Annotated in this window: 13 protein-coding genes, 1 tRNA gene and 1 rRNA gene; 3 read left to right on the forward strand and 12 right to left on the reverse strand. The window is 63.6% G+C overall.

Features of this window, described 5'->3' with window-relative positions:
• Positions 1-45: 45 nt before the first annotated feature.
• The 10 genes from HF916_RS21935 to phnS form a co-directional block, all read right to left on the reverse strand.
• Positions 46-122, reverse strand: a tRNA-Ile gene (locus HF916_RS21935).
• A 65-nt stretch (positions 123-187) separates the two neighbouring features.
• Positions 188-1,720, reverse strand: a 16S ribosomal RNA gene (locus tag HF916_RS21940).
• Between the two features lie 579 nt (positions 1,721-2,299).
• Positions 2,300-2,860, reverse strand: coding sequence for a phosphonate degradation HD-domain oxygenase (locus tag HF916_RS21945; protein ID WP_168790911.1), 561 nt, complete (start codon positions 2,858-2,860; stop codon positions 2,300-2,302).
• 4 nt (positions 2,861-2,864) lie between these two features.
• Positions 2,865-4,316: a phosphonoacetaldehyde dehydrogenase gene (gene phnY, locus HF916_RS21950; RefSeq protein ID WP_168790912.1), complete on the reverse strand. Its 1,452-nt coding sequence runs from the start codon at positions 4,314-4,316 to the stop codon at positions 2,865-2,867.
• Positions 4,313-5,584 (reverse strand): phosphonoacetate hydrolase, encoded by a 1,272-nt coding sequence (phnA, locus tag HF916_RS21955; RefSeq protein ID WP_168790913.1) that lies wholly within the window; start codon positions 5,582-5,584, stop codon positions 4,313-4,315. The genes phnY and phnA overlap by 4 nt, the downstream gene beginning before the upstream one ends.
• A gap of 56 nt (positions 5,585-5,640) precedes the next feature.
• On the reverse strand, positions 5,641-6,375 hold the full coding sequence (locus tag HF916_RS21960; protein WP_168790914.1) for a phosphonate utilization associated transcriptional regulator: 735 nt from the start codon (positions 6,373-6,375) through the stop codon (positions 5,641-5,643).
• A gap of 81 nt (positions 6,376-6,456) precedes the next feature.
• Complete coding sequence (gene phnV / locus HF916_RS21965; RefSeq protein WP_168790915.1) at positions 6,457-7,320, reverse strand: 2-aminoethylphosphonate ABC transport system, membrane component PhnV; 864 nt, start codon at positions 7,318-7,320, stop codon at positions 6,457-6,459.
• The gene (locus tag HF916_RS21970; RefSeq protein ID WP_168790916.1) at positions 7,310-8,254 is read right to left on the reverse strand and encodes a 2-aminoethylphosphonate ABC transporter permease subunit; all 945 of its coding nucleotides are present in this window, start codon (positions 8,252-8,254) and stop codon (positions 7,310-7,312) included. The genes phnV and HF916_RS21970 overlap by 11 nt, the downstream gene beginning before the upstream one ends.
• On the reverse strand, positions 8,232-9,332 hold the full coding sequence (gene phnT / locus HF916_RS21975) for a 2-aminoethylphosphonate ABC transport system ATP-binding subunit PhnT (protein ID WP_168790917.1): 1,101 nt from the start codon (positions 9,330-9,332) through the stop codon (positions 8,232-8,234). Before phnT ends, HF916_RS21970 begins: the two co-directional genes overlap by 23 nt.
• A gap of 126 nt (positions 9,333-9,458) precedes the next feature.
• Positions 9,459-10,547, reverse strand: coding sequence for a 2-aminoethylphosphonate ABC transporter substrate-binding protein (gene phnS, locus HF916_RS21980; protein ID WP_168790918.1), 1,089 nt, complete (start codon positions 10,545-10,547; stop codon positions 9,459-9,461).
• A gap of 355 nt (positions 10,548-10,902) precedes the next feature.
• Here phnS and HF916_RS21985 point away from each other — a divergent pair, with 355 nt between their 5' ends.
• On the forward strand, positions 10,903-12,045 hold the full coding sequence (locus tag HF916_RS21985; protein WP_431311408.1) for a 2-aminoethylphosphonate--pyruvate transaminase: 1,143 nt from the start codon (positions 10,903-10,905) through the stop codon (positions 12,043-12,045).
• 20 nt (positions 12,046-12,065) lie between these two features.
• Here the strand turns inward: HF916_RS21985 and HF916_RS21990 are convergent, their stop codons facing one another.
• On the reverse strand, positions 12,066-12,821 hold the full coding sequence (locus HF916_RS21990) for a DeoR/GlpR family DNA-binding transcription regulator (protein ID WP_106286413.1): 756 nt from the start codon (positions 12,819-12,821) through the stop codon (positions 12,066-12,068).
• Between the two features lie 185 nt (positions 12,822-13,006).
• On the opposite strand from HF916_RS21990, the gene HF916_RS21995 reads away from it, so the two are divergent.
• Entirely contained in the window at positions 13,007-14,566 is a 1,560-nt protein-coding gene (locus HF916_RS21995; protein ID WP_168790919.1) for an ABC1 kinase family protein, read from the forward strand.
• 120 nt (positions 14,567-14,686) lie between these two features.
• Positions 14,687-15,559 carry a DMT family transporter gene (locus HF916_RS22000; RefSeq protein WP_168790920.1) on the forward strand — a complete coding sequence of 291 codons (873 nt, stop codon included), beginning with the start codon at positions 14,687-14,689 and terminating at the stop codon, positions 15,557-15,559.
• Positions 15,560-15,647: 88 nt separating this feature from the next.
• Here the strand turns inward: HF916_RS22000 and HF916_RS22005 are convergent, their stop codons facing one another.
• Positions 15,648-16,634, reverse strand: coding sequence for a L,D-transpeptidase (locus tag HF916_RS22005; RefSeq protein ID WP_240975462.1), 987 nt, complete (start codon positions 16,632-16,634; stop codon positions 15,648-15,650).
• Positions 16,635-16,875 lie beyond the last annotated feature (241 nt).

Genomic DNA, 16,875 nt, shown 5'->3' on the forward strand with positions numbered 1-16,875 from the left:
GATACCCCAGGGGTTGATCAATTAGCGCAGCCACCGCAGAAACAGTGGTGGGTCTGGATGGATTCGAACCATCGACCCCCGCCTTATCAAGACGGTGCTCTAACCAACTGAGCTACAGACCCCTGAGTCTGTCCATTTTCACAGCCGATAAGCGTGAGCGCTCAACGTTCGACACGTCTAGCTCGAGAAAGGAGGTGATCCAGCCGCACCTTCCGATACGGCTACCTTGTTACGACTTCACCCCAGTCATGAATCCTACCGTGGTGACCGTCCTCCTTGCGGTTAGACTAGCCACTTCTGGTAAAACCCACTCCCATGGTGTGACGGGCGGTGTGTACAAGACCCGGGAACGTATTCACCGCGGCATGCTGATCCGCGATTACTAGCGATTCCAGCTTCACGCACTCGAGTTGCAGAGTGCGATCCGGACTACGATCGGTTTTCTGGGATTGGCTCCCCCTCGCGGGTTGGCGACCCTCTGTTCCGACCATTGTATGACGTGTGAAGCCCTACCCATAAGGGCCATGAGGACTTGACGTCATCCCCACCTTCCTCCGGTTTGTCACCGGCAGTCTCCCTAGAGTGCTCTTGCGTAGCAACTAGGGACAAGGGTTGCGCTCGTTGCGGGACTTAACCCAACATCTCACGACACGAGCTGACGACAGCCATGCAGCACCTGTGTTATGGCTCCCTTTCGGGCACATCCACCTCTCAGCAGACTTCCATACATGTCAAGGGTAGGTAAGGTTTTTCGCGTTGCATCGAATTAATCCACATCATCCACCGCTTGTGCGGGTCCCCGTCAATTCCTTTGAGTTTTAATCTTGCGACCGTACTCCCCAGGCGGTCAACTTCACGCGTTAGCTACGTTACCAAGTCAATGAAGACCCGACAACTAGTTGACATCGTTTAGGGCGTGGACTACCAGGGTATCTAATCCTGTTTGCTCCCCACGCTTTCGTGCATGAGCGTCAGTATTGGCCCAGGGGGCTGCCTTCGCCATCGGTATTCCTCCACATCTCTACGCATTTCACTGCTACACGTGGAATTCTACCCCCCTCTGCCATACTCTAGCCCGCCAGTCACAAATGCAGTTCCCAGGTTAAGCCCGGGGATTTCACATCTGTCTTAGCGAACCGCCTGCGCACGCTTTACGCCCAGTAATTCCGATTAACGCTTGCACCCTACGTATTACCGCGGCTGCTGGCACGTAGTTAGCCGGTGCTTATTCTTCCGGTACCGTCATCCCCCCCAGGTATTAACCAGGAGGTTTTCTTTCCGGACAAAAGTGCTTTACAACCCGAAGGCCTTCTTCACACACGCGGCATTGCTGGATCAGGGTTTCCCCCATTGTCCAAAATTCCCCACTGCTGCCTCCCGTAGGAGTCTGGGCCGTGTCTCAGTCCCAGTGTGGCTGGTCGTCCTCTCAGACCAGCTACAGATCGTCGCCTTGGTAGGCCTTTACCCCACCAACTAGCTAATCTGCCATCGGCCGCCCCTGCAGCGCGAGGTCCCGAAGGAGCCCCCGCTTTCATCCGCAGATCGTATGCGGTATTAATCCGGCTTTCGCCGGGCTATCCCCCACTACAGGACACGTTCCGATGTATTACTCACCCGTTCGCCACTCGCCACCAGGGTTGCCCCCGTGCTGCCGTTCGACTTGCATGTGTAAGGCATGCCGCCAGCGTTCAATCTGAGCCAGGATCAAACTCTTCAGTTCAAACCTGTTACTGTTTTTCGGTCTCTTCCGAGACCGGTCGCTCACTCAACGTACTGACGAATGATCCAACCATCTTGCGACAGTCAAACCTTCCTTTCATTACTGTGTGAGACTTGATACTTTCGCTTGTTCGGCAGATCCCGAAGGATCCACCGCGCGTCGCGCATCAAGCGCCCACACTTATCGGCTGTTAATTTTTAAAGATCGAGTCCGCATTCACTACCGAACCGGCACCGCACTTCAACTACCCGGCACCGCTTCGTTCTGCGTCGCTGCATCAGCAGCAGAGAAACGAGATTATGAAGAACTTTCGCTACGTCGTCAACAGATTTTTCCAACTTTCTGAACCTGCCCACTTCGCTGAAAGCCTTGCCACTGCTGGCTCTCCCGCCTCCCGTGCCCCGTTGTCCGAAGCACGAAAGAGCGAGATTCTAGCGAGCCACACTCCGCCTTGCAAGCGTTATTTTGATAGGCATGGATTGCGCCAAAAACGGCGCAAGGACGACGACAAAATCGCAAGACCAACAAGTGCAAGAAGGACCGAAAACCGCGCTACCGTCAACGGCCCCGAAAGCACAATCAAACAGCAGCGTGCTTAAGCATCACTCGTTCGACAACACCCAAATAGTGATCGAGATCCGGCGTCGCGCGGTTCTCTTCCTTGGCGAGATCGTCCCACCTGCGCAGACGCAATGCGTCTTCTGCGTAGGGTTTCTGCAGGAACGCCTCAGCCTCCTCTTTGCTGAAGATGCCACCCTGCAATTCCAGACTCCGCACCGAATCGGCGGAAAGCTGGCCGAAATACGTGTCGTCGATCGCGCACAGGCAGCGCTTAGCGTCGACGTGCAAACGGATCGGCTCCAATACCGCGTTCGACAAAACCGGCCGCAAGAACGGCAGCGCGAAATACTGATGCAGATCGTCGATGCCCCGCTCCGTCGGCGTCTCGCCTTGCAAATTGAGCAAGTGGCCGAGGTCGTGCAGAAACGCCGCGGTGACCAACTCCTCGTCAGCGCCAGCCTCTTCCGCCAATAAGCCACTCTGCAACGCATGTTCGAGTTGCGTCACCGGCTCGCCGCTATAAGCCAGCTTGCCGAATTGCTCGAACAGGGAACGAATATCCTTCACACTCAATGCCACGCTCTTACTCCCACGGTAATGAAAAGGTCTTCAGATTGGTGAAGCTCTTCATGGCTTCCTGAACGCCTTCCTTATAGCCAAGCCCGGAGTCTTTGATGCCGCCGAACGGCGTCAACTCGATCCGGTAGCCGGGCACTTCCCACACGTTGACCGTCCCCACGCGCAATTCGTTGATGAAACGCGTGATCGCGTCCTGCCGGTTCGTGCACACACCCGACGACAACCCGAACGGCGTGCCATTGCTGATGCGGATGGCGTCGTCGATTGTGTCGAAGGTGATGATCGGCGACACCGGCCCGAAGGTCTCCTCGCGCACCAGCGTCATCGACGGATCGACGCCGTCCAGCACCGTCGGCGCATACAGCGCGCCCTTGCGCTGGTTGCCGATCCGCAAACGCGCCCCACTCGCCACCGCCTCATTCACGCGCGCTTCGAAAAGCTGCGCCGCGGCGACGTCGATCACGGTACCCATCTGATTCGATGCATCGAACGGATCGCCAAAACACCAGGCGCGCGTCTTCTCGACGACCAGATCGGTGAAGTCCGCGGCCACGCTTTTCTGCACCAGCATCCGCTTGACCGCCGTGCAGCGCTGTCCGGAGTTCTTATACGAACCCTGCACGGCGAGCGTCGCCGCGCGTTCGAGATCGGCGTCGTCGAGCACGATCAGCGGATCGTTGCCGCCCAGTTCCAGCACCACGCGCCGGTACGCCGCTTTGCCCGCAATGTATTTGCCGATCGCCACACCGCCCGTGAACGTGACGAGCTCCGCCAACGGATGCGTGATCAGTTCATCGGCGATTTCGCGCGGATCGCCGGTCAGCACCTGTAGCATCGGCGCGGGCAAGCCGGCTTCGTACAGAACGTCGGCGAGATACAGCGCCGACAGCGGTACTTTTTCCGATGGCTTCAGCACCACCCGATTGTTAGTCGCAATCGCAGGCGCGATCTTGTGCGCGACCTGGTTCATTGGATGGTTGAACGGCGTAATCGCGACGATCACGCCCGCCAGCGGCTCGCGCTGCGAAAACACGCGGCGTTTCTTGCCATGCGGCGTCAGATCGCAGGAGAAGCTCTGCCCGTCGTCGCGCAACGCTTCGATCGATGCAAACTTCAACACATCGGCCACGCGGCCGATCTCATAACGCGAGTCCTGCTTCGACAACCCGGACTCGAGCGAAATCAGATCCGACGCCTCTTCGGTCCGCTCGCGCATGAGCACCGCCGCGCGCTCCAGAATCTGCGAGCGCTCGTAACGCGTGAGCTTCGCCTCATAGGCCGCCGCGTAGTCGAACGCGGTGCGCACGTCGTCGACGCTTGCCAGCGGGACCGTCCCCACGCGCGTTCCCGTATAAGGATCGAACACATCGAGCGTGCGCGAGCGCGTCACGCGCTCGCCTTTGAGCCGCAGCGCTTCCGCCCGAAAAGCCGGATGGTCCCGCAGCACGGCGTTCATGATGACGACACGCGATTCAAGGCGATGTCGAAGATATCGAAGTTGCGCAGCCTCTTGCCGCCATCGCCACCACTGGACGGCAACGCTTCGACACGCCGGTTGAACAGCAGCGGCACTTCCTGCTCGGAAATCCCGCCATGCGAGCGCAGCGGCACGGTCAGCCCGGACAGATCGTGGTCAGCGCGCCGCGTGCCGAGCACGACATGCTTCGTGCTGACCACGACGATATCGCCAACGCGGTCGTTCGGCAGCTCGAAACGTTCGCACGCCGCCGCGTTGTCGAGCACGGTAGCGATCCCCTGCAAGCCGCCGATCCGCTCGATCAACTGCGCGACGCCGACATCGCGCGGCAGATAGATGGTCGCAAACGAGCCGAGCGCGCCGTGATGCACCACATACGGATCCGTGATCGGCAGAATGACGCGCGCGCGGCCGGCGCCGAGCCAGTCGTCGAGCACGTCCTGCAGATAGATCACATTCGGCTCGCCGGTCTGCGGATCGTGCTTGGCGTTCATGCCGTGATCGGCGGTCAGGCCGATCACCCAGCCGAGCGCGTCGAGCTTCGCGAGGTAGCCGTCCATCATCGCGTAGAACGCGTTCGCGCCCTCGGTGCCCGGCGCCCATTTGTGCTGGATGTAATCGGTCGTCGACAGATACATCAGGTCGAGCTGGCGCGTTTGCGCGAGCCGCACGCCGGCGGCGAACACGAATTCGGACAGCCCGGCGCTATACACATCGGGCACCGGCAAGCCGACCAGATCGAGCACTTCGCCGATGCCGTTTTCCTCGAGCGTGACCTTGTCGGCTTTCTCCGCCGAGAAGCAGATGCCCTTCAGCTGCCAGCCGAGCAGCCGGCGCAACTTGTCTTTCGCGGTGACCACGGCGACCGCCGCGCCGGCGTCGGCAGCAGCGGCGAGCAAGGTGCCCGCGCGCAGATAAGCGGGGTCGTTCATCATCACTTCCGCGCCCTCGCCGCCGTTCGCGTCCGGGTCCCAGAAGTAATTGCCGCAGATGCCATGCACCGAAGGTGGCACGCCGCACACGATCGACAAATTGTTCGGGTTGGTGAACGACGGGATCACGCAGTCGCCCTTGAAGGCGCTGCCGCCCTTGAGCATCTTGCCGATGAACGGCGCGACGCCCGCCGCGACCGCGGCTTCGAGATAATCGAATTCGCAGCCGTCGACGCACACCACCACCGTCGGTTGCGAGGGTAGCCGGTAGCTGCGGCCGTTGACTTCGATCGTACGTTCGCTGGTGTTTGCCATCGTTACCTTCCATGCGTGCCGGGCACGCGCGTTGTAGTCAGTCAGTTGCAACTATCTCAATCGTCCGATGCCGCCGGCATCCGCACCACGCTCAACGGCCCCGCCGCTTCGCACGCCGCGTGGGCGCGCTGCAAGCCGCCGTTCACGTGCGCATGCATGAGCGCGGCGGCATGTTCGGCGTCGCGCGAAGCCAGCGCCTTCAGGATCGCGCGATGTTCGGCGAGCGAGCGCTCCATCGCATCGGCATGCACCACCAGCGCGGCACGTCGAAACAGGCTCAACTCACACACCAGCCGTCGGTACGTCTCATACAGCTTCGAATTCCCCGATGCCGCCACCAGCGCATCGTGAAACGCCACGTTCGCGCATGCGTAGGCATCGTGATCCTGGGCGTCGAGCGCCGCGCGCATCGCATCGAGCCAGCCGCGCAACGCCGCGAGCTTGCGAGCATCGATACTCACCGCCAGCATCCGGCACGCCGCCTCTTCGAGCACCGCGCGCACCGCGTAGATCTCATCCGCTTCCGCCAGCGACACCGTCCGCACGAACACGCCGCGGTTCTTCTCGGTACGCACGAGTCCGGCCTGCTCCAGTGCGCGAAACGCCTCGCGCACCGGACCGCGCGACACCTGCAGACGCGTGGCCCAGTCGGCTTCGTTGAGCTTGTCGCCCGGCGCGAGCGCCCCCTCGATGATGTGCCGTTCGATTTCGTCGCGAACCAGCGCCGTCAGCGAATGCCTGCGCACAACCTCGATCGGATCGACAGCAGCATTTTGCACATATTCGGTCATTTTGACAAATTTCGCCACATCGATATGTGCATGTGTTGCGCGCCGTCAAGGCACACAAACACACGCATTGGAGGTCGCGCGTCAGTCCGCCCGACGGCGCGGGACGCGCGCCGCGATCAGCAGCAGCGCAGCGAGCGAGACCAGCAGGAGAATCAGCGACAGCGCGGAGGCCGGCAGGTAATACCCGCGCTCCACCTGACCGACCACCACGATCGGCACCGTCGCGAATCCCGGCGGATACACGGTCAGCGTGGCGCCGAGTTCGCCGAGCGAAAGCGCGAAGCCCAGCGCGAGACTCGCGCGGATCGCCGGCACCAGTTGCGGCAACACGACGCGGCGCAGCACCATCGAAGGCGGCGCACCGAGACTCGCCGCCGCTTCGCGCAGAATCGTCAGCTCGGGGCGCAACGCCGCGGCGGCGCATCGGTAGCAGAACGGCAGCACCAGCGCCAACTGCACGAACACGACGATCGCGGCGGAGCTCGACAGATCGAACGGCCGCTTGTGATACGCGATCAGCACCGCTAGCCCCAACACGACGCTCGGCACGCCATTGGGCATCATCGCGATGGTATCGACGATGGCGCCGAGTCCACGACGGTCGCGGCCTTCCAGCGCCAGCGCGAGCCATAGGCCGAGAATCGTGCCGAGCACCGCGACACTCATGCCGATTTCAAGGCTGGTCGTGAGCGCGTCGAAGTCGCTCGAACCGAGACGCTCGAACCAGCGCATGCTGAAGCCGTCGGGCAGGATCGTGCCGGACCAGTGCGCGGCCACGCTCGAGAGCGCGACGACCAGCACCGGCAACACGAACAGCCAGAAGCACAGCAAGGCGGAAAAACCCAGAAACGCGCCGCCGAGCATGCGCACCATCAAACTGCGGCGCACCGGGCGCGCTTTCTTGTGCATGACCGGCAAAACGGTCGGGTCGAGTTCAACGGCCATGGCCCGCTCCTTTCACCTTGCGACGGTTGACCTGGCGGTACAACGCGTACAGCGACAACGACATGATCAGCATCACGACCGCGCCGGCGGCGGCGGTCGGCAGATCGAGATCGACGGTGGCGGAACTGTAGATCGCCACCGGCAGCGTGATCAGATGCGCGCTGCCGAGCACGAGCAGAATGCCGAACTCGTTGAGCGTCAGCAGAAAGCACAGGATCGTGCCGGCGGCGATGCCCGGCCACGCGAGCGGCAGAATCACCTTGAACGCGACCATCCAGCCACTCGCGCCGAGACTGCGGGCGGCTTCGATCAGCCGCATGTCGAGCGTGGCGAACGAAGCCAGCGTAGGACGCACGACGAACGGCGCGTAGAACACCACTTCCGCGAGAATCACGCCGCCCACGCCGAACAGGAAATCGAGCGGCGGCGCCTGCAGATGAAAGAGCCGCTGCAAGCCGATACTGACAGAGCCTTGCGAGCCGTACAGAAAGATCAGCGTGAACGCGACCAGAAACGACGGGAACGCCACGAACAGTTCGAGAAACCGCGTGATCATCCGCGCGCCGGGAAACGGCTTGAAGAACAGGATCGACGCCAGCGCGACGCCGAGCAGTGACGCGAGCCCGGCGCTGGCAAACAGGATCCACAGCGTCGTGCCGATCACGCCGCTCGTTTCCGGATTGCCGAAGAACGCCGAGTAAGCGTGCAGGCTCAAGCCGTGCGGTCCGGTCAGACTCAGCAGCACGAGACGCACGAGCGGATAGACGACCAGCGGCCCGAGCACGACCACGGCAATGAACAGCAGATGCCATTGCGCGGCGCGTTCGCGGCGCTTCACCGCGGCCGTATGCGAGGCGGCGCTGGCGCTGCGGCGGGCGTCGGCGGCGGCTGTGCCGAGCGAAGTGGGCGTATCAGGGGTTGATAAGGACGACATCGTCAGCCTCGTAACGCAAGGAAATACGCGCGCCCTTCTCCGGCATCATGCCGTGGCCGCGCTGCATGGTGACGAGCACCGGCTCGTTGGGCATCGCGTCCAGTAAGACGGAGACCGACAACACCGCGCCATACCATTCGACCGAGGTGATCGCGCCGTGCAACTGCCCCTCGCCGAGCGGCACGATACGCAGCGCCTCCGGACGCAGACAGGCCACGCGATCGCGCTCGTTGTAGCGTGTATCGCTCATGCTGAAGGCGACCTGCGGCGGCAGCAGATTGGCCGCGCCCAGATAACGCGCGACGAAGCCGTCGGCCGGCGTGTCGTACAACTGCTGCGGCGTGCCGAGTTGGGCGATGCGGCCTTCGCGCATCAGCAGCGTGCGGTCGGACAACACCAGCGCGTCGTCCTGATCGTGCGTCACGCAGACGATCGTCAGATTCGGCAGGCGCTCATGCAGCGCCTTGAGTTCGGAACGCACCGACGCGCGCAGATTGGCGTCGAGTGCGGAAAGCGGTTCGTCGAGCAGCAGCACATCGGGCTCGATCACGAGCGCGCGCGCGAGCGCCACACGCTGCTGCATGCCGCCCGACAACTGCGCGGGCATCACATGCCCGGCATCGCCGAGTTGCACCAGCTTCAGCGCGTCGGCGACACGGCGCGCGACATCTTTGGACGGCGTGCGGCGCGCGCGCAACCCGAAGGCCACGTTCTCGAACACCGATAGATGGGGAAACAGCGCATAGCTCTGAAACAGCAGCCCGAGATTGCGCTTATGCGGCGGCACATGCGTGAGGTCGTGACCGGCCACGGTCAGCGTGCCGGCCAGTCCGTCCGCTTCGATAAACCCGGCGATGAAACGCAACAACGTCGTCTTGCCGCAACCGCTGCGGCCGAGCACGGTGAGCAATTCGCCGCGCTGGATGGTCAACGACAGATCGTCGAGCACCGTGCGCGAACCGAAGCGCACCGTCAGATGATCGATCTGCACGCCGCCCGGCGTAGTCGAACGCACGGCATCGAGCGCGTCCGGTGCGGCGCCGAGCGCGCCTGGTTGAGCAAGACTGGCGGTATTCACCGGGTTCATCCTCCAACTGGATTAATGCTGACGCGGCGCCTCGGGGAGTCCCGCAGGCGCCGCCTGATTCTGCGACGTCACCCGGTTACGTGACTGGGCGACGTCGATGACGCGACGAACGACGGCTTACTTCGGCTTGACCACTTCGATCTGCTTGCCCGACGAACCGATCACGTCGTTCTTCCAGCGCGCCGTCCAGTCGGCCTTCTTCGCCATCACCTGATTCCAGTCCACCGGAATCAGCTTGACGCCCGCGATAGCCTGCTTGACCGCTTCGCCGTTCTTGCCGGCGAGCGGCACGTCCGTGCGGCCCGGAATACCGAAGATGTCCGGCACTTTCGCCTGCACTTCCTTCGACATCAGGTAGTCGATCAGCTTCTTGCCTTCCGCCTGGTTCGGACCGTTCTTGATCAGGCCGATCGCGTACGGCAACTGGAACGTGGTCGGCTGGCCGCCTTCGTGCGCGAGGAAAATCGGCTTGAGCGACAGGCCGCCGTTGGCCGCGTCGTCCAGATCCATTTGCAGGTCACCGTTGGCGACCGCGATTTCGTTACGCGAGAGCAGCACGTCGAGGTAGCCCGTGCCCTTGGTGTGGAACTTGGCGCTGTTTTCGAGCTTCTTCAGATAGTCGAACGCCTTGTCTTCGCCCATCAGCGACGAGGTCAGGATGATCACCGCCATGCCGTCGCCCGCCGTGGCCGGGTTCGAGTAGGCGATCTTGCCGCTGAAGTCCGGATGCAGCAGGTCGGCGAAGGTCTTCGGCTGGGTCTTCGTAACTTCCGGGTTGATCGCGAACGAGAAGTAGTTGTTCACGAAGGTCGCCCATGCACCGTTCGACGCCTTGGCGATCGCCGGCACGTTCTTGTAATTGGCGCTCTGATAAGCCTGCAGCAGGCCGCTCTGGTCGGCTTGCTGGATGAACGGCGGCAGCGTGACAAGCACGTCGGCCTTCGGCTGATCTTTTTCGATGGTCGCGCGGTTTACCACTTCGCCGCTACCCGCCGTGACGATGTTGACCTTCACGCCTTCCTTCTTTTCGAAGGCCGGCAGCACATCCTTGTAGAGGTTCTCGAGGCCGTCGGCGGTGTACAGCACCACGGCGTCGGCTGCGTGCGCCTGCATGGCCGTAGCGCCGAATGCTGCCGCGGCGACCAGCGCCGGCAGCAGTTTGCGTGCGAGGCCGGCCGTGGCGTGAAGGGAATTCGTCTTTGTCATGTCGCTTTCTCCGAAAGGCAAAAAACCAGACGGTCGGGAGATCCCGATACCTGTTGTGATTGAACGGCGGTAGCGCCGCGCCGCTTGCGTGATGCCCGCATCAAGCCGTCGTGCAGATTCATGCGGATTGCAGATTGCCAACAACTTTGCTGCCCTCTTGTCGCCTCTTTCCAGCCTGACTCACAGCCCCGCTACGACACTCGCGCCGCCGGCCATGCCTGAATGGGCACGGCAAGGATCACAGGTTTCCATGACAACGCCATGACGATTCTGCCGAATTCCAAAAATTGACACAATTCGCCAATAATATCCAAATCAATCCTGCCGTCGCCCGGCCTGGGCGGCGTTCGTTCAGATGATGATGGAGGCCGATGTGATCTCTCGTGTGATCCTTGGAAACGACCCAATCCTGTTGACCCCGGGACCGCTCACCACCTCACCCCGGACGCGCGAAGCCATGCTGCACGACTGGGGTTCGTGGGACGCCGCGTTCAACCGCATGACCCACAGCGTGTGCGCCGACCTCCTGAAGATCGTACATGGCGAAAATGACTATGTATGCGTACCGCTTCAAGGCAGTGGAACGTTCGCCGTCGAAGCGACCCTTGGCACGCTGGTGCCGCGCCAAGGCTGTGTGCTGGTTCCGAACAACGGCGCGTATTGTGCCCGGCTGATCAAAATATTGCAGCGAATGGGCATCGCCTACATCGAATTGGCGTTGCGCGAGGACGAACCGGTCGGCGCCGCCGCCATCGAAGACGCCTTCAATATCCATTCGCGCATCAGCCACGTCGCGCAAGTACATCTGGAAACGAGCGCCGGCCTGCTCAATCCGCTCGACGATATCGCCGCGGTATGTCAGCGGCACGGCAAGAGCCTGATCGTCGACGCCATGAGTTCGTTCGGCGCCTTGCCGATCGACCTGCGCCACGGCGGCATCGACGCGCTGATCTCGGCGAGCGGCAAGTGCCTCGAAGGCGTGCCCGGCATGGGCTTCGTGATTGTGCGGCGCAGCGTACTGGAGGACAGCGAAGGCCGGTCGCCCTCGCTCGCACTGGATCTGCACGACCAGTACGTCTATATGCAGAAGACGACGCAGTGGCGCTTCACGCCGCCGACCCATGTGGTGGCCGCGCTGCGCGAGGCGCTCGACCAGTTCAGCGCCGAAGGCGGCCAGCCGGCGCGCGGCGCGCGGTACGCACGCAACTGCGCGGCGTTGGTCCACGGGATGAAAGCGCTCGGCTTCGAGCCGTTTCTGAAGCCGGAGGTGCAGGCCCCGGTGATCGTCACCTTCCACGCGCCGCGCGACCCGGCGTGGCAATTCGCGGCGTTCTATGCCGCCGTGCGCGAGGCCGGCTACGTCCTGTATCCGGGCAAGCTGACGCAAGTGGAAACGTTCCGCGTGGGTTGCATCGGCGCGCTCGACGCGAACGAACTTCACGACGCGGTGGCCGCGATCGGCCGCACGCTCGAGCGGCTCGGCATCCGGGTGCAATAGTTGGGCAAGCCGTGGCGCGCTCAGGCGATCAGGATTTCCGGGCCATGCGCCGTGATGGCCTTGCCGAGCGTGCGCTCGGGAGCCAGCTCGGTCACCAGATAACGCGCCGACTCGATACCGTTGATGCGCACCGGCGTCACGCGGCCGAACTTCGAATGATCGGCGACGACCACCACCATGTCCGCCGCGGCGATCATGCGGCTACGCACCTCGGCGGCCATGCGGCTGTAGTCGGTCAGATAGCCGTCCGGCGAAATCCCGCCCGCGCCGATGAAGGCGAAGTCCGCGTGATACTGCGTCAGTTGATGGACGGTATCGAGTCCGAAGGTGGCGTCTTCGATGTCGGACAGCTCGCCGCCCAGCAGCGTGATGCGGTTGTCGTTGCGGCGGCCGAGCAGCAGCGCGATCCGCCAGTCGTTCGTGTACACGGACAAACGATGCCGGTCGAGCAACGCCCGCGCCACCGCCTGCGTGGTGCTGCCCGAATCGATGATCAGGGACGCGCCGTCCGGCACGAACTCCGCCGCGCGTTCGCCGATGGCGCGCTTCGCGCCGGCATTCGCGGCTTCGCGTGTATCGAGGTCGGGCTCGCGCCGATCGCTCGACAGCGCGCCGCCGTGAGTCGTGACCAGCAGGCCGCGCCCGGCCAGCGCGTTCAGGTCACGGCGAATGGTCTCGCGCGACACGTTCAGTTCGCGCACCAGCTCCGCGACCGAGAGCGCGCCGGTTTTGGCGACTTGCGCCAGGATGTATTGGTGACGTTGTTCTGCGAGCATCGATGAAAGGCCGGAAGCCGGCACGCTTAAGTTTCGCCACGGTTGGAGAAGGCCGGCGTATTGTATTACGCGTCGCGCGGCGATGCTCCCCTCGACGCCCTTACCTGCTAACCTGAACGCCCTGGCCGTGCGCGAATGCCCTTCGATAGATGTGGACGCCGCATGGCCCGTCAACCGAACTGCCGATGCCGCCACTGTTTCGCCGCCTACTGTTGCTGTTCCACGCGCTGCGTTACGGCGCGCGCCTGATCTGGCTTGCCGCGCCGGCAGACCACAAACTGCACTGGACGATCGAGCTGATCGGCCGCTTGCACGCCGCCGGAAGCAGCGGTCAGAGCCTGAACGGCGTGCTGCCGGCGCTCGGGCCATTGGCGAGCCGGTTCGCGCAAACGCTGGCCGAACGGCCCGAACTCGCGACCGGCACCTTGCACGACGCCATCGACGCGATCGATCACATGGAAGCCCCGCTGCCGCCGCAGGAGTCCGAACAGGCGCTCGCGCGCGCTTTCGGCAAGCCGCTCGCCGCGCTGTTCAGCGCGGTGGATCTGGTGCCGGTGCGCGGCGGCTTCGCCGAACAGACGCATCTCGCGCGGCTGCTCGCGCCAGTGAACGGCCATCACGAAGTGGCGATCAAACTGGTGCGCGCCGACCAGTTGCAACAGATCGGCGACGAACTCGCGCTGTTGCGCTGGGTCGCGCGCTGGCTGGAGAAGTTCTCCGGCACCGCGCGCCGCCTGCAATTGCGCACGCTGGCGCAGACCTTCACGGACGACATCCTGCGCCGCTTCGATCTGCGCGCCGAAGCCGCCAATCTCAGCCAGACCGGCCATCATTTCGACGGCGACAAGCGCATCGTCGTGCCGGACGTGATCTGGGATCTCTGCACCGCCTACACGCTGACCATGCAACGCGTCAGCACCTTGCCGGCGAGCGATCTACCCGGCTTGCACGCGCATCACATCAAGCTCGCGCCGCTCGCCACCCATATCGTCGAAGTGGTGACCGAGCAGGCGTTCGAGCACGGCTTCTTTCACGCCACGCTCGACGCCCGCCGCGTGCGCGTGAGCATCGAACCGGACACGCTGGGGCGCCTCGTGCTGGCGGAATTTTCAATCATGTCGAGTCTCTCGACCGGCGAGCGCGAGTTCTTCGTGCACGGCGCGACCGCGCTGTTCGACCAGGACTACGGGCGGCTCGCCGAAATGCATCGCGACGCCGGACACGTGCCGCACGACACGCGCGCCGAGATGCTCGAAGCCGAGTTGCGCACCCGCGCGGAGGCGCATTTCGCGGCCGAGCCGGAAGACCGTTCGGCGGGTTCGCTGTTTCATCATCTGCTGCATGCGGTACATCCGTTCGAGGGCGCGGTGCCCGGGCGGCTCGCGACGGCGCAGCGCTCATTTCATCAAGCGGAAATGCTGGCGCGCGCGCTGCATCCCGGCGTCGACACGTGGAATATCACCCGCGGCGTGCTGGCGGATATCGCCCGGCGCGATATCGATCACCGCGGCTGGCTCAAACGGATTGGACGCGAGTTGCCGCATCTCGCGCATATGCTGCCGCGTGTGCCGCAACTGGCGGTTCGATATCTGCAACACGAGCATGATCGCGCGCGCACGCCGCAGCAGAGTGCGCAACTGATGGCGGAGATTGGCCGCGAATACCGGCGCACGCGTGTGCTGCTGTGGGCGTGCGCGGTGTGTGGCGGCGTGCTCGGCGCGGGGACGGTGCTGCTGATGTGGTGATTTGCGTCGGTTCGCGGTTCAAACCACACTTTGCCGACGCGTTTTGGCCGATTGCAGCTTCGAACAAGACGCGCGTTGCGTCTCCCGACAAGATGGCGGCTTTTCTCGTAGCGCTTTCCGATGCTCGCTTCCTTTATCGCCGCTGTTTTCGTCGTGTTGTGGTCGACCGGTTTCGTGGTCGCCCGCGCGATCACACCGTACGCGGATCCCAACCTCTTCCTGCTCGCGCGCTTCGGCGGCACGGCGCTGATATTCGCGCTGGCCGCGCTGTTTGCACGCGCCACCTGGCCGAGTGGGCGCGACCTCGGCAAACATCTGGTGGCGGGCGCGCTCCTGCAAGGCGTCTATCTCGGCGCGGGTTACTGGGCCGTCGCGCAAGGCTTGAGCGCCGGCGTGATGGCTTTGCTCGGCGCGCTGCAACCGCTCGCGACGGCCGCCGTCGCGGCGCCGCTCTTCGGCGAGCGGTTGTCGCGGCGCGGCTGGACTGGCATGGCGCTCGGCCTCGCCGGCGTCGTGCTGGTGCTCGAACCGAAGCTGACGGCGGCCACGGCGCCGACGCCGCACGGCAGCGCGCCCGCATGGCTGGTCGTGCTGATCTCGATCGCCGCGATCGGCGCGATCACGGCGGGCACGTTGTTCCAGAAGACTTCGCTGGCCAGGGCCGATATTCGCAGCGCGAGCGCGGTGCAGAACTTCGGCGCCGCGCTCGTCGCGGCCGTGCTTGCGCTCGCGCTCGGTGAACATCGCTGGATTGCGTCCGCCACGCTGTGGGGATCGCTCGCGTGGGGGATCGTGATGCTCTCCGGCATCAGCGTGACGTTGCTGGTGTGGATGGTCAGACGCGGCGACGCTGCGCGCGCGACTGCGCTGATGTTTCTCGCTCCGCCGCTCGCCGCGCTCGAAGGCTATGTCGGCTTCGGCGAGACGCTGCTGCCGCTGCAGATCGCGGGGTTTGCCGTTGCGTTGGTGGGGGTGTTGCTGACGCGGTCGTGATGGGCGGCGTGGGCGTGGTGAGTGACGTGCTCATGACGAGCGGCGTCGTCTCGGTGCGCGGCGCAGTCGCGACGAGCGCCGCCGCGAATCAATCCGCCGTGTCCGCCCCGGCCGGCACTTTGGCGCGCGCCTTGCTGCCCGGCGCGGGCGCCCACGCCGGCCGGCTCTTGCGCGCCGAATCCACCACGGCGATGTAACGCCCAGCCCACGGCGTCACCTGTCGATCGCTTTTCATCACCCACAGCGATTTACCCGACTCGACGAGCGCGACATACTCGGCGTCGAGAATGCCATAGTGATCGATAAACGAATTGAGCGATGCGGCAATGCGCACGCAACCCTTCGAATGACGAATGCCGAGCAGCGATTCGAGGTGGTCGGGGTCGGTGGCGTGCATCTGGAAACGCATCTGCGACATGCCGCCCTTGCCCCAGCCGCGCTCGCCCTCGGCCCAGCCGAGGTCGAAGATCCGCATGTCACGCTTGCCGTAGCCGCGAATATGGTTTTCGTTCTGCGTGCCTTCCGAACGGAAATCCATGTTGGCCGGCGTATGCTCGAATACGCCGAGCGGCGTGATGAAGTGGTCGTACTCGCCCGGCTGCCCCGTCGAAACCGGCGACGCGCCAATCATCTGCCAGGTGTCGGCCGGCGCGGCGCGAAAATAGATGAACAGCGCCTGCACATTGGCATTGCGATCGACCAGCACGACATACTCGCCCGACAGATCGCCGAGTATGTGCGCGCCGAGCGCGGCTTGCAGCCGATTGGCATAGGCTCGCTGATCCGCGGCCGGCACTTTCAGCGTGCGCGTGACGTTCTGCGCGAACACGTCCCGCAGCACGAACGCGCGACGCGGATCGACCACGCCGGCGGCATCGGGTACCGCGACAGCGGACGCATTGACGGCGGCCACCGGATGATTCGCCGGCGTCGGCGCCGATGCCGCCACGGGCGCCGAAGCTGCGATCGCCGCGCCGCACGACACCATGCAAAACGCGGCGCTCAACGCACGTGCCAAACGGCGAAAAGAAGGCAACGCGCGCACGACGCTCCGCACGGAAAGTCGATACGACATACACGACACGTCGCGCGGACGATTCCCCGACGCGAAAGTCAGACGGTCAACTACAGGCTGGCCAGGCCGGTTGGTGTGGTTCATCGCGTGTTTGAGCAAACCTGATTATTATTGACTGCTCGCCGGCTCATGCGGCGCTCTCGGAACGAGGATGTTACTAAGCACATTGCGATCTGTCGATGAAGATTCGACGACTCTTTGATACCGCTGTAATAACTGGACATCTTGGCCGATCGATGCA

It is taken from the genome of Paraburkholderia aromaticivorans, from assembly GCF_012689525.1.
In the GTDB taxonomy this organism is placed as follows: Bacteria; Pseudomonadota; Gammaproteobacteria; order Burkholderiales; family Burkholderiaceae; genus Paraburkholderia; species Paraburkholderia aromaticivorans_A.

Coding starts and splice junctions, on each gene's coding strand:
- HF916_RS21995 (WP_168790919.1), top strand. CDS start 13,007: ATGCCGCCACTGTTTCGCCGCCTACTGTTGCTGTTCCACGCGCTGCGT.
- HF916_RS21960 (WP_168790914.1), bottom strand. CDS start 6,375: ATGACCGAATATGTGCAAAATGCTGCTGTCGATCCGATCGAGGTTGTG.
- HF916_RS22000 (WP_168790920.1), top strand. CDS start 14,687: ATGCTCGCTTCCTTTATCGCCGCTGTTTTCGTCGTGTTGTGGTCGACC.
- phnA (WP_168790913.1), bottom strand. CDS start 5,584: ATGGCAAACACCAGCGAACGTACGATCGAAGTCAACGGCCGCAGCTAC.
- HF916_RS21985 (WP_431311408.1), top strand. CDS start 10,903: ATGATGATGGAGGCCGATGTGATCTCTCGTGTGATCCTTGGAAACGAC.
- phnV (WP_168790915.1), bottom strand. CDS start 7,320: ATGGCCGTTGAACTCGACCCGACCGTTTTGCCGGTCATGCACAAGAAA.
- HF916_RS21970 (WP_168790916.1), bottom strand. CDS start 8,254: ATGTCGTCCTTATCAACCCCTGATACGCCCACTTCGCTCGGCACAGCC.
- HF916_RS22005 (WP_240975462.1), bottom strand. CDS start 16,634: ATGTCGTATCGACTTTCCGTGCGGAGCGTCGTGCGCGCGTTGCCTTCT.
- phnY (WP_168790912.1), bottom strand. CDS start 4,316: ATGAACGCCGTGCTGCGGGACCATCCGGCTTTTCGGGCGGAAGCGCTG.
- phnS (WP_168790918.1), bottom strand. CDS start 10,547: ATGACAAAGACGAATTCCCTTCACGCCACGGCCGGCCTCGCACGCAAA.
- HF916_RS21990 (WP_106286413.1), bottom strand. CDS start 12,821: ATGCTCGCAGAACAACGTCACCAATACATCCTGGCGCAAGTCGCCAAA.